This window comes from Streptococcus mitis, from assembly GCF_047464965.1.
Taxonomy (GTDB): domain Bacteria; phylum Bacillota; class Bacilli; order Lactobacillales; family Streptococcaceae; genus Streptococcus; species Streptococcus mitis_DU.
This window is the reverse complement of the sequence record NZ_JASHAT010000013.1, coordinates 1-15,441: the sequence shown is the minus strand read 5'-3', so window position 1 is coordinate 15,441 and position 15,441 is coordinate 1. Positions and strand designations below refer to the sequence as shown.

The window sequence follows — 15,441 nt, the reverse complement described above, 5'->3', positions numbered from 1 at the left end:
TCATATAATAGTAAAATAGAATGTGTGATTCAATAATCACCTCAAATAGAAAGGAAATTCTATGTCAAATCTATCTGTTAATGCAATTCGTTTCCTAGGTATTGACGCTATCAACAAAGCCAACTCAGGTCACCCAGGTGTGGTTATGGGAGCAGCTCCGATGGCATACAGCCTCTTTACAAAACAACTTCGTATCAATCCAGCTCAACCAAACTGGATTAACCGCGACCGTTTTATTCTTTCAGCTGGTCATGGTTCAATGCTCCTTTATGCCCTTCTTCACCTTTCCGGTTTTGAAGATGTTAGCATGGATGAGATCAAGAGCTTCCGTCAATGGGGTTCAAAAACACCAGGTCATCCAGAATTCGGCCATACAGCCGGAATTGATGCTACAACAGGTCCTCTAGGTCAAGGGATTTCAACTGCCACTGGTTTTGCCCAGGCAGAACGTTTCTTGGCAGCCAAATATAATCGCGAAGGCTACAATATCTTTGACCACTATACTTATGTTATCTGTGGAGACGGAGACTTGATGGAAGGTGTCTCAAGTGAGGCGGCTTCATATGCAGGTTTGCAAAAACTAGATAAGTTGGTTGTCCTTTATGATTCAAATGACATCAACTTGGATGGTGAGACAAAGGATTCCTTTACAGAAAGTGTTCGTGACCGTTATAATGCCTATGGTTGGCATACTGCCTTGGTTGAAGATGGAACAGACTTGGAAGCAATCCATGCTGCTATCGAAACAGCTAAAGCTTCAGGTAAGCCATCTTTGATTGAAGTGAAGACTGTGATTGGATATGGTTCTCCAAACAAACAAGGAACTAATGCTGTACACGGTGCCCCTCTTGGAGCAGATGAAACTACAGCAACTCGTCAGGCTCTTGGTTGGGACTACGAACCATTTGAAATTCCAGAACAAGTTTACGCTGATTTCAAAGAACATGTTGCAGACCGTGGTGCATCAGCTTATCAAGCTTGGACAAAATTAGTTGCAGATTATAAAGAAGCTCACCCAGAACTAGCTGCAGAAGTAGAATCCATCATCGACGGACGCGATCCAGTTGAAGTGACTCCAGCGGACTTCCCTGCTTTAGAAAATGGCTTTTCTCAAGCAACTCGTAATTCAAGCCAAGATGCTTTGAACGTTGTAGCTGCTAAGTTGCCAACCTTCTTGGGTGGATCAGCGGACCTTGCTCACTCAAACATGACTTATATCAAAACAGATGGACTTCAAGACGATGCAAATCGCTTGAACCGTAACATTCAGTTTGGTGTTCGTGAATTTGCAATGGGAACGATCTTGAACGGGATGGCCCTTCACGGTGGACTTCGTGTATACGGTGGAACTTTCTTCGTCTTCTCTGACTATGTGAAGGCAGCTGTTCGCTTGTCAGCCTTGCAAGGACTTCCTGTGACTTATGTCTTTACCCACGATTCAATCGCAGTCGGGGAAGATGGCCCAACGCACGAACCAGTTGAACACTTAGCAGGTCTTCGTGCTATGCCAAATCTAAATGTTTTCCGTCCAGCAGATGCGCGTGAAACGCAAGCGGCTTGGTACCTTGCAGTGACAAGTGAAAAAACACCAACTGCCCTTGTCTTGACACGTCAAAACTTGACTGTTGAAGAAGGAACAGACTTCGACAAGGTTGCAAAAGGTGCCTATGTTGTCTATGAAAATGCATCAGACTTTGATACCATCTTGATTGCGACAGGTTCAGAGGTTAATCTTGCTGTCTCAGCTGCCAAAGAATTGGCTAGTCAAGGTGCAAAAGTCCGCGTAGTCAGCATGCCATCTACAGATGTCTTTGATAAACAAGATGTGGCTTACAAGGAAGAAATTCTTCCAAATGAAGTTCGCCGTCGTGTTGCAGTCGAAATGGGTGCAACTCAAAACTGGTACAAATATGTTGGTCTTGATGGTGCCGTTCTAGGTATTGATACCTTCGGAGCCTCTGCCCCAGCACCAAAAGTATTGGCAGAATATGGCTTTACTGTAGAAAATCTTGTAAAAGTCGTTCAAGACTTGAAATAATCCTAAGAATCAGAGCGTAAGCTCTGGTTTTTCTTACTAGAAAAGCAGGTACAATCTTGTAAAAGTAGCTGAAATTTGATATAGTAGTCCTATGTAAAAGACAAAGGAGAATACAATGAATCCAAATTATACATTTTTAATTATGCTTGTAGCGATGTTGGGCTTGATGTTCTTTATGCAACGCTCTCAAAAGAAACAAGCACAAAAACGTATGGAAAGCTTAAATAAACTACAAAAAGGCTATGAAGTGATTACAATCGGTGGACTTTACGGAACAGTCGATGAAGTAGATACTGAGAAGAGAACGATTGTTCTTGATGTAGATGGAGTTTACTTGACTTTTGAACTAGCTGCTATCAAGACAGTATTACCGCTGAAAGAAACAGCTTCACTCGAAGGTGCAATTGAAAAATAAGACGGGATTACTAACTCCCGTTTTTCTATAAAAGAAAGGAAATGGGATGAAAAAACTAGTCTTTGTCTGTCTGGGGAATATTTGCCGTAGTCCTATGGCCGAGTTTGTTATGAAATCAATGACAGATAATTATGAAATCCAAAGTCGAGCGACTTCTTCTTGGGAACATGGCAATCCGATTCATAAGGGAACGCAAGGGATTTTTCAACAGTATCAGATTCCTTACGACAAAGCCAAAACATCGCTTCAGATTAGTAAGGAAGATTTTGAAGCCTTTGATTATATTATCGGAATGGACGCTTCAAATGTTTCTGACCTACGTCAGATGTGTCCAGTAGACTGTCAAGATAAGATTTACTCATTTGCATCTGAAAGTGTTCCAGATCCTTGGTATACAGGAGATTTTGAGGAAACCTATCAGCGTGTTCAAGAGGGGTGTCAAGCATGGTTAGAACGTTTAGAGAAGGAGAGTGAAGATGGAAAATCTTAAGAATTTTTACGAAAAGTATCGTGTCTATCTGACTCGTCCACGTTTAGAGCTTTTGGCAGTAGTTACCATTGTTTTTTGTGCCGTACTCGTCTTTTTTCTAAATATTCCCGGAAAAGGCGTTCTAAAGCTTGATAATGGAACGATTGTTTACGACGGCAGTCTTGTACGTGGTAAAATGAATGGCCAAGGAACCATTACCTTCCAAAATGGGGACCAATATACAGGTGGTTTCAACAATGGAGCCTTCAACGGAAAAGGTACCTTTCAATCTAAAGAAGGCTGGACCTACGAAGGCGATTTTGTAAATGGTCAGGCTGAAGGAAAAGGAAAACTAACAACAGAACAAGAAGTTGTTTATGAAGGGACTTTTAAACAAGGCGTTTTTCAACAAAAATAAAGCCTCCTTATCAAAGGAGGTATTGTTATCATCTAAAAGTAAGCGCTTACTAGAAAATCTATCTCTTTCCAAGTTCCTCTTCCAAGTAAGTTTGTGAAATAAAAAAATATTTGAAATTCATTTCACAAACTCTAAAGAAAAAACTTGATAAGTAAAGAAAATGAGAAAAAATTCACAAACAATAAAAAATTCTTTGTGAAATGTTTATGAAACTGTTTACAAAGTTGAAATAATGCGTTATAATAAACTTGTGAAAAAATTAACAAAGGATATCGATCCTTGAAAGCTATGGAGGAAAATATGGCTGATAAAAAAACTGTGACACCAGAGGAAAAGAAACTCGCTGCTGAGAAGCATGTTGATGGATTGGTGCAAAAAGCTCTAGTTGCCCTTGAGGAAATGCGTAAACTCGACCAAGAACAGGTTGACTATATCGTAGCTAAAGCGTCAGTGGCAGCTTTGGATGCCCACGGAGAATTGGCTATACATGCCTATGAAGAAACAGGACGTGGTGTATTTGAAGATAAAGCAACTAAGAACTTGTTTGCTTGTGAACACGTAGTAAACAACATGCGTCACACTAAGACAGTTGGCGTTATCGAAGAAGACGATGTAACAGGTTTGACTCTTATCGCAGAACCAGTTGGTGTTGTCTGTGGTATCACTCCAACAACAAACCCAACATCAACAGCAATCTTCAAATCATTGATTTCATTGAAGACACGTAACCCAATCGTCTTTGCTTTCCATCCATCAGCACAAGAATCATCTGCTCATGCAGCTCGTATCGTTCGCGATGCAGCTATCGCAGCTGGAGCTCCTGAAAACTGCGTACAGTGGATCACTGAACCATCTATGGAAGCAACAAGTGCCCTTATGAACCACGAAGGTGTTGCAACAATCCTTGCAACAGGTGGTAATGCCATGGTTAAAGCTGCATACTCATGTGGTAAACCAGCTCTTGGGGTAGGTGCCGGAAACGTTCCAGCTTATGTTGAAAAATCAGCAAACATCCGTCAAGCAGCACACGATATCGTTATGTCTAAATCATTTGATAATGGTATGGTCTGTGCATCTGAACAAGCGGTTATCATTGATAAAGAAATTTATGATGAATTTGTAGCAGAGTTCAAATCATATCACACTTACTTTGTAAACAAAAAAGAAAAAGCACTTCTTGAAGAATTCTGCTTCGGCGTGAAAGCAAATAGCAAAAACTGTGCTGGTGCAAAATTGAACGCTGACATCGTTGGTAAACCAGCAACCTGGATTGCAGAACAAGCAGGATTTACAGTTCCAGAAGGAACAAACATTCTTGCTGCAGAATGTAAAGAAGTTGGCGAAAATGAGCCATTGACTCGTGAAAAATTATCACCAGTTATCGCAGTTTTGAAATCTGAAAGCCGTGAAGATGGTATTACTAAGGCTCGTCAAATGGTTGAATTTAACGGTCTTGGCCACTCAGCAGCTATCCACACAGCTGATGAAGAATTGACTAAAGAATTTGGTAAAGCTGTTAAAGCTATTCGTGTTATCTGTAACTCACCTTCTACTTTCGGTGGTATCGGGGACGTTTACAATGCCTTCTTGCCATCATTGACACTTGGATGTGGTTCTTACGGACGCAACTCAGTTGGGGATAACGTTAGTGCCATTAACCTCTTGAATATCAAAAAAGTCGGAAGACGGAGAAATAACATGCAATGGATGAAACTTCCTTCAAAAACATACTTTGAACGTGATTCAATTCAATACCTTCAAAAATGTCGTGACGTTGAACGTGTCATGATCGTTACTGACCATGCCATGGTAGAGCTTGGTTTCCTTGATCGTATCATCGAGCAACTTGATCTTCGTCGCAATAAGGTTGTTTACCAAATCTTTGCTGATGTAGAACCAGATCCAGATATCACAACTGTAAACCGTGGTACTGAGATTATGCGTGCCTTCAAACCAGATACAATCATTGCTCTTGGTGGTGGATCTCCAATGGATGCTGCTAAAGTAATGTGGCTCTTCTACGAACAACCAGAAGTGGACTTCCGTGACCTTGTTCAAAAATTCATGGATATCCGTAAACGTGCCTTCAAATTCCCATTACTTGGTAAGAAGACTAAATTCATCGCAATCCCAACAACATCTGGTACAGGATCTGAAGTAACACCATTTGCCGTTATCTCTGATAAAGCAAACAACCGCAAATACCCAATCGCTGACTACTCATTGACACCAACTGTGGCAATCGTAGACCCTGCCTTGGTATTGACAGTTCCTGGAGTTGTTGCTGCGGACACTGGTATGGACGTATTGACTCACGCGACTGAAGCTTACGTATCACAAATGGCTAGCGACTACACTGACGGACTTGCACTTCAAGCCATCAAGCTTGTATTCGAAAACCTTGAAAGCTCAGTTAAGAATGCAGACTTCCACTCACGCGAGAAAATGCATAACGCTTCAACAATCGCTGGTATGGCCTTTGCCAATGCCTTCCTAGGTATTTCTCACTCAATGGCTCATAAGATTGGTGCGCAATTCCACACAATTCACGGTCGTACAAATGCTATCTTGCTTCCATACGTCATCCGCTACAACGGTACACGTCCAGCTAAGACAGCAACATGGCCTAAGTACAACTACTACCGTGCAGATGAAAAATACCAAGATATCGCACGCATGCTTGGACTTCCAGCTTCTACTCCAGAAGAAGGTGTGGAGTCTTACGCAAAAGCTGTCTACGAACTTGGTGAGCGCGTAGGTATCCAAATGAACTTCAAAGCACAAGGTATCGACGAAAAAGAATGGAAAGAACATTCACGTGAATTAGCCTTCCTTGCTTACGAAGACCAATGTTCACCAGCTAACCCACGCCTTCCAATGGTTGACCATATGCAAGAAATCATCGAAGATTCTTACTATGGCTACAAAGAAAGACCAGGACGCCGTAAATAATTGTTTATCAGCCTAGAGGCAGGGAATCCCTGTCTCTTTTTTTGTAATTCTATTTGAAAAATGGTATAATCATCGCATATATTTATTTGAAAATCAAATCTTTTATAATCATGCGAGGGGCAAATGAACAAGATAAATGAGTTAGGGGATAAAGTGCGACTTTTAAGAGAGGAGAAAGGACTTAGTCGTCCAGTTTTTTGTGGGGATGAGTCTGAATTATCAGTGCGTCAGTTGGTGAGAATCGAAAAAGGAGAATTTCGACCGACTATAAAAACACTAGAATATATTGCAGATAGATTAGAAATTCCATCCTACGTCTTGATGCCAGATTATAAGGAACTGCCTAAACGCTACCAAGAATTAAAGTACTTTCTTTTACATCACCCTGACTATGGAGACAAGGAGTTGCAAGAACAAAAGGAAGAATATTTTGATGAGATTTTCGAGTGTTTTTATGATGACCTGCCCCGTGATGAGAAGATGATAGTGGACTGCCTTCAGGCAATAGATGCAGTGAGAGCGACTAGTAATTCTTTATACGGAAGTGGTGTGATTGAGGACAGTCTTCAAGACTTACTATCCAGAGATGTATATAAGGCTGAGGAATTGTTGAAATTGAGACTGTATTTTCTTTGTCAGTTAATGGATGGTTTAAACGATGGTGAGATAAAAAAGTCTGAGCATGAAACTATTCTTTATTTTCATGACAAATTAAGTTCTCAGGTTGATAAGATAGAGTTCGATTGTTTGGACTTACTTAGAGACTCCTTGTTAGCTTCTTTAACTTGTATAGAGGTTATGGGGTTGCTTCATTATTTTAAGAGGGCAGTCGAGACCTTAAATAAAATAGGGCAAAAAACACGAGATTTTCAAAAACAACCGATTGTCTTGATGGTGGAGTGGAAATATTATATTCAGATGGATTATGATACAGCCAAACAAAAGTATGAAGAAGCAAAAATGATGGCAAGGATGTTTGGCAATGGGAAGTTACTCGTTAGTTTAGATAATGAATGGGCCGAGGATCTAGAAAGATATCGTTAAAGAGTTTATAGGAGTGACATTTCTGTCATTGAGGGAATGCCGCTTTTTTGTTACAATGAATTTTACTTGATATACATCCAGAAGCAAACTAGGCAATAGAGAGAAAACTCTAAGTAGTAGGCCCATAGGGGAAATCAGTGCTGATGTAGCTTGAAGGATTTTCTATCAGTATGGTGTATGACGATAACAGTTTTAAACAAGGGGGAAAGAATGTCTATTTTATCCATTAAAAATATTTCAAAGTTTTACACTTTGGACGGTAAACATCAAGAACAGGCTTTAAAGAATATTAACCTGCAGATTGCAAAAGGTAAAATTACAGCGATTTACGGTCCATCAGGCTGTGGCAAAACCAGTCTACTAAACATCATAAGTGGTTTAGACAGACAATATGAAGGAGATTTAGAGTTTAAAGGGGAATCCCTCCGTGACTTATCAGAGATTGAACTAACTCAATTTCGTAAAGATAAGATTGGATTTGTGTTTCAAAACTTTAACCTCATTCCACATCAGTCTGTCTTGGACAATGTCAAGCTACCTCTCTATGTCAAAGATTTATCTGACAGGGAGATGACAATGATTGCAAAGGAGCAATTAAGTAACTTGGGCATGGAGCCTTTTATTGCTAAAAATGTTAAACAGCTTTCTGGTGGGCAAAAGCAACGTGTAGCAATCGCGCGTGCACTGGTAAATCAGCCAGATATGATTGTAGCAGATGAGCCAACGGGTTCGCTGGATTCTCAATCCCAAGAAATGGTATTGGAAGTATTTAAAAATTTAGCCCAAACAGGGAAAACAGTATTGATCGTAACCCATAATCCAGAGGTTGCGGAATATGCAGACGTGATTATCAAAATGAAGGATGGTGAAGTCGTTGAAGAAGTCAAAAAATAAAGGATTATCATTGAAAAATAAATTCAAACTTTCTTTAAATAACTTTATGGAAAGAAAATGGCGTAACCTATTGATTGCGCTAGCAACCTCAATCGGTTTTGTAGGAGTCTTAATTTCTTTTGGCTTGGGAAATGCTTTGATTTCGATGATTGATGAAAATACGAATGGAGGTCAAATTCCTTCTCAAGTTCAGATTGCTTTAAACACAAAAAATGTTGGACGAGGCTTTTTGAACCAAGACGATAAGAACTATATCACGGATACAGTTGGGAAAGAAGCTATTAAATATTTGGAGAGTCCTTTTGGGATGACCATGTCAAATATGACTATAGATGGGCAAGAAATGGATCTGAGTCAAACGATGCCTTCTTATGCTCAAGTAGTGAGTCTCTATGAGGATACAAGTATTTCTGTTAGTAGTAATGAAAAGGACAAAGTGGTAGCTGGATCCCTCTATACGGATGCAAATGAACAGGGTTTGACAATTCCAATCAGTTTACTTAAAAATTGGAATGAACAGACAGGAAACAATCTGACAGCTAGTGATGTTATTGGCAAATCAGTCTCAGCCAGCATTGTAGAAAATGCTGCCGAGGCTAGCAAGACTGCTCAATTTCAAACGAAGATTGTGCGTGTGATCAATGATGAAGATGACATGGAGGACAGCAACAGTTTCATGCCGTCTCATCAAATGGAAACGATTTTGAAAGAGGCTGGATTTACAAAAGCTGTATCTTATTTTATCTTGGAACTCAAAGATCCATCACAGACAAAAACGGTAACAGAAGAATTACAGAAAAATAAGAAGTATACCGTTCTTTCTCAACAGAAGGTTCTTGATATTGTGATTACCTTTATTCGTGTCATTCAGGGATTGTTGATTGTGCTTTCATCACAAGCTATTGTGGTAGCAGCGGTCATGATTGGTATCATTATTTACATCAATATCATGCAACGTTCTAAGGAAATAGGTGTCATGAAGGCAGTTGGTTATCAAAATCATGATGTCAAAGGGATTTTTATTTACGAGGCTATCTGGATTGTAGGCATCGCCTTGTTACTGGCCTTTTTGGTTGCACAAGGGGTGGGAAGTTTGGCGAATGCGGTTGTAAATCACTTTTATCCATCCATCACGAAGGTTTTTGAATTAAATTTGTTATCTGTTTTAGGAACTCTAGCTTTCGCTCTATTACTTGGTTATGTCTCAGCCTACTTCCCAGCACGTAAAATTAGTAAAATGGATCCTGTAGAATCGCTACGATATGAATAGTAAGGAAGTTCTTGATTTATAGCCTGAAAAAGAAACTAACATAGAAAAACAATGCCCGTACTTGCAATTAAACTTAAATAGTTATATAATAGGTTTGTTGAAAGGTGATTTGTAGTGATTCAAGTTACTCTTTTCACAATAAAAATTTCATGATTTTCATAAGGAGGAAATCACTAATGGTAGTTAAAGTTGGTATTAACGGTTTCGGACGTATCGGTCGTCTTGCTTTCCGTCGTATCCAAAACGTAGAAGGTGTTGAAGTTACTCGTATCAACGACCTTACAGATCCAGTTATGCTTGCACACTTGTTGAAATACGACACAACTCAAGGTCGTTTCGACGGTACTGTTGAAGTTAAAGAAGGTGGATTTGAAGTTAACGGTAAATTCATCAAAGTTTCTGCTGAACGTGATCCAGAACAAATCGACTGGGCTAACGACGGTGTAGAAATCGTTCTTGAAGCTACTGGTTTCTTTGCTAAGAAAGCAGCTGCTGAAAAACACTTGCACGCTGGTGGAGCTAAAAAAGTTGTTATCACTGCTCCTGGTGGAAACGACGTTAAAACAGTTGTATTCAACACTAACCACGACGTTCTTGACGGTACTGAAACAGTTATCTCAGGTGCTTCATGTACTACAAACTGCTTGGCTCCAATGGCTAAAGCTCTTCAAGACAACTTTGGTGTTGTTGAAGGATTGATGACTACTATCCACGCTTACACTGGTGACCAAATGATTCTTGACGGACCACACCGTGGTGGTGACCTTCGCCGTGCTCGCGCTGGTGCTGTAAACATCGTTCCTAACTCAACTGGTGCTGCAAAAGCTATCGGTCTTGTAATCCCAGAATTGAACGGTAAATTGGACGGAGCTGCTCAACGTGTTCCTGTTCCAGCAGGTTCTGTAACTGAGTTGGTAGCAGTTCTTGAAAAGAACGTTACTGTTGACGAAGTGAACGCAGCTATGAAAGCAGCTTCAAACGAATCATACGGATACACTGAAGATCCAATCGTATCTTCAGATATCCTAGGTATGTCTTACGGTTCATTGTTTGACGCAACTCAAACTAAAGTTCTTGACGTTGACGGTAAACAATTGGTTAAAGTTGTATCATGGTACGACAACGAAATGTCATACACTGCACAACTTGTTCGTACTCTTGAATACTTCGCAAAAATCGCTAAATAATTCATGAGTCGATAAAAAGCAAGGCCTCTGGTCTTGCTTTTTAAATATTTAAAAATGGATGACGCTATCATCCATTCTTTTTTAACTCTTTTTCAAAAGTATCTGATAGGGTAGTGAAGCTTAATTTCTCTAGAGTAAGCGGATGGGTAAAGGACAGTCGAAAGGCGTGGAGCATAAGCCGACTTGTTTTTGATTTACTATTATAGAGAGGGTCGCCTAAAATAGGGAAGTTATGATGCGAAAGGTGCACACGAATTTGATGGGTTCGCCCTGTCTTTAGTTTGCAACGAACCAAGGAAGTTTTGTTTGGGAATTGCTTTAATCTGCTTACATGTGTTTCAGCATATTGTCCATTTTTTGTATCAACTATTCGCTTTCTGCGATCATGGCGATCACGTCCAATTTTGTCTTTGAAAACAAGTTCTTTGCTGTTGATATGTCCGTCGACCTGTGCCCAATATTCCCTAGAAATCTCTTTTTTCTCCAGTAAGCGATTGAGAATAGGCAGGATAAAAGGATTTTTGGCAAAGAGAACCAAACCACTGGTTTCCATGTCCAGACGATGAACGACATAGCAGGTTTGGCCAACATAGGCACTGACATGGTTAAGAAGGGCGATTTCGTTTGGCTGATTACCATGCGTTTTCATCCCCTCTGGTTTGTTGACAATAATCAAGTGTTGATCTTGATAAACCTCTTGAACGAGGTTAGGATTGCCCCAAGGGATTTCTTTTTCGGGATAATCTTCCTTGTCAAACGTTAACTGGCAAATATCTCCAGGATTTACCATCTCGTTCCAGCGAACTTCTCGCTGATTAATTAAAATATGTTTCTTGATTCTCAAAAAATGCCGGATTTTTCTAGGAATGAGGAGTTGTTCCTCAAGTAATTGCTTTACCGTCATTTGAGGTAGAGAGTCTGGTAATGTAAATGTGAATTGCATACAGATATTGTAACAAAAAAAGCCCTATTTTGATAGGAAATAGCTAAATTCTTGTCTTCCTATGATGAAGATGATAAAATAAACGCATGAAATTAGATAAATTATTCGAGAAATTTCTTTCTCTTTTTAAAAAAGAAACAAGTGAATCAGAGGATTCTGGGTCTACTAGCTTGCGTCGTTCTCGCAGTGATAGAAAAAAATTAGCCCAAGTGGGTCCAATTCGAAAATTCTGGCGTCGCTATCATCTAACAAAGATTGTCCTTATACTAGGTTTGAGTGCAGGCTTGCTAGTTGGAACCTATTTGTTTGCTGTAGCCAAGTCAACCAATGTCAATGATTTGCAAAATGCCTTGAAAACTCGAACTCTTATTTTTGACCGTGAAGAAAAGGAGGCTGGTGCCTTGTCTGGTCAAAAAGGAACCTATGTTGAACTGACTGATATCAGTAAAAATTTGCAGAATGCCGTTATTGCGACAGAAGACCGTTCTTTCTATAAAAATGACGGGATTAACTATGGTCGTTTCTTCTTGGCTATTGTAACAGCTGGCCGTTCAGGTGGTGGATCTACTATTACCCAACAGCTAGCTAAAAACGCTTATTTGTCACAGGATCAAACTGTTGAGAGAAAAGCGAAAGAATTTTTCCTTGCCTTAGAATTAACAAAAAAATATAGTAAGGATCAAATTCTAACCATGTACCTTAACAACGCTTATTTTGGAAATGGTGTGTGGGGTGTAGAAGATGCGAGTAAGAAATACTTTGGAGTTTCTGCATCAGAAGTGAGTCTGGATCAAGCTGCGACTCTGGCAGGAATGCTAAAGGGGCCGGAACTGTATAATCCTTTGAATTCTGTAGAAGATTCTACCAATCGTCGCGATACTGTTTTGCAGAATATGCTTGCAGCGGGTTACATTGATAAAAACCAAGAAACCGAAGCAGCAGAAGTTGATATGACTTCGCAATTGCACGATAAGTATGAGGGAAAAATCTCAGATTACCGCTATCCTTCTTACTTTGATGCGGTTGTTAATGAAGCTGTTTCCAAGTATAATCTAACAGAGGAAGAAATCGTAAATAATGGCTACCGCATTTACACAGAGCTGGACCAAAACTACCAAGCAAATATGCAGGTTGTCTATGAAAATACAGCTCTATTTCCTAGGGCAGAGGATGGAACATTTGCTCAATCAGGAAGTGTAGCTCTCGAACCGAAAACAGGTGGAGTTCGTGGAGTTGTCGGTCAGGTTGCTGGCAATGATAAAACTGGATTCCGGAATTTCAACTATGCAACTCAATCAAAACGTAGCCCTGGTTCTACAATTAAGCCTTTAGTTGTTTATACGCCTGCAGTTGAAGCTGGCTGGGCTTTGAATAAGCAGTTGGATAACCATACCATGCAGTATGACAGCTATAAGGTTGATAACTATGCAGGGATCAAAACGAGTCGAGAAGTTCCTATGTATCAAGCCTTGGCAGAATCGCTTAATCTGCCTGCTGTTGCCACTGTTAATGATTTGGGCGTTGATAAGGCTTTTGAGGCGGGCGAAAAATTCGGACTCAACATGGAAAAGGTCGATCGTGTTCTTGGTGTCGCCTTGGGAAGCGGTGTTGAAACCAACCCTCTTCAAATGGCTCAAGCATATGCTGCCTTTGCAAATGAAGGTTTAATGCCGGAAGCTCATTTTATTAGTAGAATTGAAAATGCTAGTGGTCAGGTCATTGCGAGCCATAAAAATTCACAAAAACGGGTGATTGATAAGTCTGTAGCTGACAAGATGACCAGTATGATGTTGGGAACATTTACAAACGGAACAGGTATTAGTTCATCACCTGCAGACTATGTCATGGCAGGAAAAACAGGAACAACTGAAGCTGTTTTTAATCCGGAATACACAAGTGACCAGTGGGTGATTGGTTATACACCGGATGTAGTGATTAGTCACTGGCTTGGTTTCCCTACGACTGATGAAAATCACTATCTAGCAGGATCTACTTCAAACGGTGCAGCCCATGTCTTTAGAAACATTGCCAATACCATTTTACCTTATACGCCAGGAAGTACCTTTACAGTTGAAAATGCGTATAAGCAAAATGGAATTGCACCAGCCAATACAAGAAATCAAGTACAGAGTAATGAAGAAAATCAGGCGGATAATAGCCTTTCTGATATTAGAAGTCGTGCACAAAATCTGGTAGATGAGGCTAGCCGTGCTATCTCGGATGCTAAAATTAAGGAAAAGGCTCAAACGATATGGGATTCGGTAGTCAATCTATTTCGTTAAGATGCTTGTCAAAGCCTAGCTTTCTTGTTATAATAGATAGGATGGAGGCGTTATGGCACTAAAAAAAGCAAGCCTAGCTTGTGCGGTTTGTGGTTCGAGAAACTATTCAATCAAGATCAGCGGAAACCCCAAGCCAACACGACTAGAAGTAAATAAATTTTGTAAACATTGTGGTAAGTACACTACACACAGAGAAACGAGATAGGAGAGAGCGATGCGTTTTATTGGAGATATTTTTAGACTTCTTAAAGACACAACATGGCCAACTCGCAAGGAAAGCTGGAGAGATTTTCGTTCTATCATGGAATACACTGCTTTCTTTGTTGTGATTATTTATATTTTTGACAAGTTGATTGTTTCAGGTTTGATTCGATTTATTAACATTTTTTAGAAGACCTGTGGAGTTATTCACGCTAGAAATCTTCTATTATGAAAGGAAGTATCATGGATAGTTTTGATAAAGGATGGTTTGTCTTACAAACCTATTCTGGTTATGAAAATAAGGTAAAAGAAAATCTATTGCAACGTGCACAAACCTACAATATGTTGGATAATATTTTACGTGTTGAAATTCCAACACAAACAGTGCAAGTTGAAAAAAATGGAAAGAGAAAAGAAGTAGAAGAGAATCGCTTTCCAGGTTATGTTCTTGTAGAAATGGTGATGACAGATGAAGCTTGGTTTGTTGTTCGAAACACACCAAACGTTACAGGATTCGTCGGATCTCACGGAAATAGATCAAAACCAACTCCATTATTGGAACAAGAAATCCGTGATATCTTGGTTTCTATGGGACAAACTGTACAAGAGTTTGATATCGATGTTGAAGTTGGTCAAACTGTACGTATCATTGATGGTGCTTTTGCAGACTATACTGGTAAGATTACAGAGATTGATAACAATAAAGTGAAGATGATTATCTCTATGTTTGGTAATGACACAGTTGCAGAAGTAAACCTAAACCAAATTGCAGAATTATAACCCAAAGAGAGGCTTGCCCTCTCTTTTTTGTGCAGTTTAGACGGTGTAGGGAACAGAATGGAGGAAATGGGACAAAAGTGTTTCTGAATCTGTTAGACTGTATCTAGAAAGGGGAACGTTATGTTTAAAGAATTGTATAAAGAAGTCCAGGGAATTGTATATAAGAGTAGAAATGAATATTACTTGCATTTATGGGAACTATCGGATTGGGACCAAGAGGGTATGCTCTGCTTACATGAATTGATTAGTAGAGAAGAAGAGCTAGTAGAAGATATTCCTCGTTTACGTAAATACTTCAAAACTAAATTCCGAAATAGAATTCTAGACTATATCCGTAAACAAGAAAGCCAGAAGCGTAGATATGATAAAGAACCCTATGAAGAAGTAGGTGAGATTAGTCATCGTATCAGTGAGGGAGGTCTGTGGCTAGATGAGTATTATCTCTTTCATGAGACACTAAGAGATTATAGAAACAAACAAAGTAAAGACAAACAAGAAGAGTTAGAACGCGTCTTAAGACATGAACGCTTCCGAGGGCGTCAAAGAGT

Annotated in this window: 15 protein-coding genes; 14 read left to right on the top strand and 1 reads right to left on the bottom strand. The window is 39.7% G+C overall.

Translation table 11 applies throughout. The features are described 5' to 3' along the window. Positions 1–61 precede the first annotated feature (61 nt). From tkt to gap, 9 genes are all read left to right on the top strand, one after another. On the top strand, positions 62–2,038 hold the full coding sequence (gene tkt / locus QM408_RS08480) for a transketolase (RefSeq protein ID WP_414374238.1): 1,977 nt from the start codon (positions 62–64) through the stop codon (positions 2,036–2,038). Between the two features lie 115 nt (positions 2,039–2,153). After that, complete coding sequence (gene yajC / locus QM408_RS08475; RefSeq protein ID WP_001069289.1) at positions 2,154–2,453, top strand: preprotein translocase subunit YajC; 300 nt, start codon at positions 2,154–2,156, stop codon at positions 2,451–2,453. Between the two features lie 46 nt (positions 2,454–2,499). Continuing rightward, positions 2,500–2,943: a low molecular weight protein-tyrosine-phosphatase gene (locus QM408_RS08470; RefSeq protein WP_414374236.1), complete on the top strand. Its 444-nt coding sequence runs from the start codon at positions 2,500–2,502 to the stop codon at positions 2,941–2,943. Further along, entirely contained in the window at positions 2,930–3,340 is a 411-nt protein-coding gene (locus tag QM408_RS08465) for an MORN repeat-containing protein (protein ID WP_020902388.1), read from the top strand. Before QM408_RS08470 ends, QM408_RS08465 begins: the two co-directional genes overlap by 14 nt. Positions 3,341–3,640: 300 nt before the next feature. Further along, positions 3,641–6,292 carry a bifunctional acetaldehyde-CoA/alcohol dehydrogenase gene (adhE, locus tag QM408_RS08460; protein ID WP_020903612.1) on the top strand — a complete coding sequence of 884 codons (2,652 nt, stop codon included), beginning with the start codon at positions 3,641–3,643 and terminating at the stop codon, positions 6,290–6,292. Between the two features lie 123 nt (positions 6,293–6,415). Continuing rightward, entirely contained in the window at positions 6,416–7,336 is a 921-nt protein-coding gene (locus QM408_RS08455; RefSeq protein WP_414374234.1) for a helix-turn-helix domain-containing protein, read from the top strand. Positions 7,337–7,546: 210 nt separating this feature from the next. After that, positions 7,547–8,230: an ABC transporter ATP-binding protein gene (locus QM408_RS08450; RefSeq protein ID WP_049499240.1), complete on the top strand. Its 684-nt coding sequence runs from the start codon at positions 7,547–7,549 to the stop codon at positions 8,228–8,230. Beyond that, on the top strand, positions 8,199–9,500 hold the full coding sequence (locus tag QM408_RS08445; RefSeq protein WP_162837269.1) for an ABC transporter permease: 1,302 nt from the start codon (positions 8,199–8,201) through the stop codon (positions 9,498–9,500). The genes QM408_RS08450 and QM408_RS08445 overlap by 32 nt, the downstream gene beginning before the upstream one ends. A 176-nt stretch (positions 9,501–9,676) precedes the next feature. After that, complete coding sequence (gap, locus tag QM408_RS08440; protein WP_000260662.1) at positions 9,677–10,687, top strand: type I glyceraldehyde-3-phosphate dehydrogenase; 1,011 nt, start codon at positions 9,677–9,679, stop codon at positions 10,685–10,687. 67 nt (positions 10,688–10,754) lie between these two features. On the opposite strand, the gene QM408_RS08435 is transcribed toward gap, so the two are convergent. Further along, positions 10,755–11,630: an RluA family pseudouridine synthase gene (locus tag QM408_RS08435; RefSeq protein ID WP_004238891.1), complete on the bottom strand. Its 876-nt coding sequence runs from the start codon at positions 11,628–11,630 to the stop codon at positions 10,755–10,757. 86 nt (positions 11,631–11,716) lie between these two features. On the opposite strand from QM408_RS08435, the gene pbp2a reads away from it, so the two are divergent. From pbp2a to QM408_RS08410, 5 genes are all read left to right on the top strand, one after another. Then, entirely contained in the window at positions 11,717–13,912 is a 2,196-nt protein-coding gene (gene pbp2a / locus QM408_RS08430) for a penicillin-binding protein PBP2A (RefSeq protein ID WP_078238585.1), read from the top strand. A 52-nt stretch (positions 13,913–13,964) separates the two neighbouring features. After that, a complete protein-coding gene (gene rpmG / locus QM408_RS08425) occupies positions 13,965–14,117 on the top strand; it encodes a 50S ribosomal protein L33 (protein WP_001809375.1) in 153 nt (50 codons plus the stop codon). Between the two features lie 9 nt (positions 14,118–14,126). After that, the gene (secE, locus tag QM408_RS08420; RefSeq protein WP_001210990.1) at positions 14,127–14,303 is read left to right on the top strand and encodes a preprotein translocase subunit SecE; all 177 of its coding nucleotides are present in this window, start codon (positions 14,127–14,129) and stop codon (positions 14,301–14,303) included. 53 nt (positions 14,304–14,356) lie between these two features. Next, on the top strand, positions 14,357–14,893 hold the full coding sequence (nusG, locus tag QM408_RS08415) for a transcription termination/antitermination protein NusG (RefSeq protein ID WP_000376740.1): 537 nt from the start codon (positions 14,357–14,359) through the stop codon (positions 14,891–14,893). A gap of 120 nt (positions 14,894–15,013) precedes the next feature. Further along, positions 15,014–15,441, top strand: a 428-nt coding sequence (locus tag QM408_RS08410) for a sigma-70 RNA polymerase sigma factor region 4 domain-containing protein (protein WP_414374231.1), incomplete at its 3' end; no start/stop codon positions are given.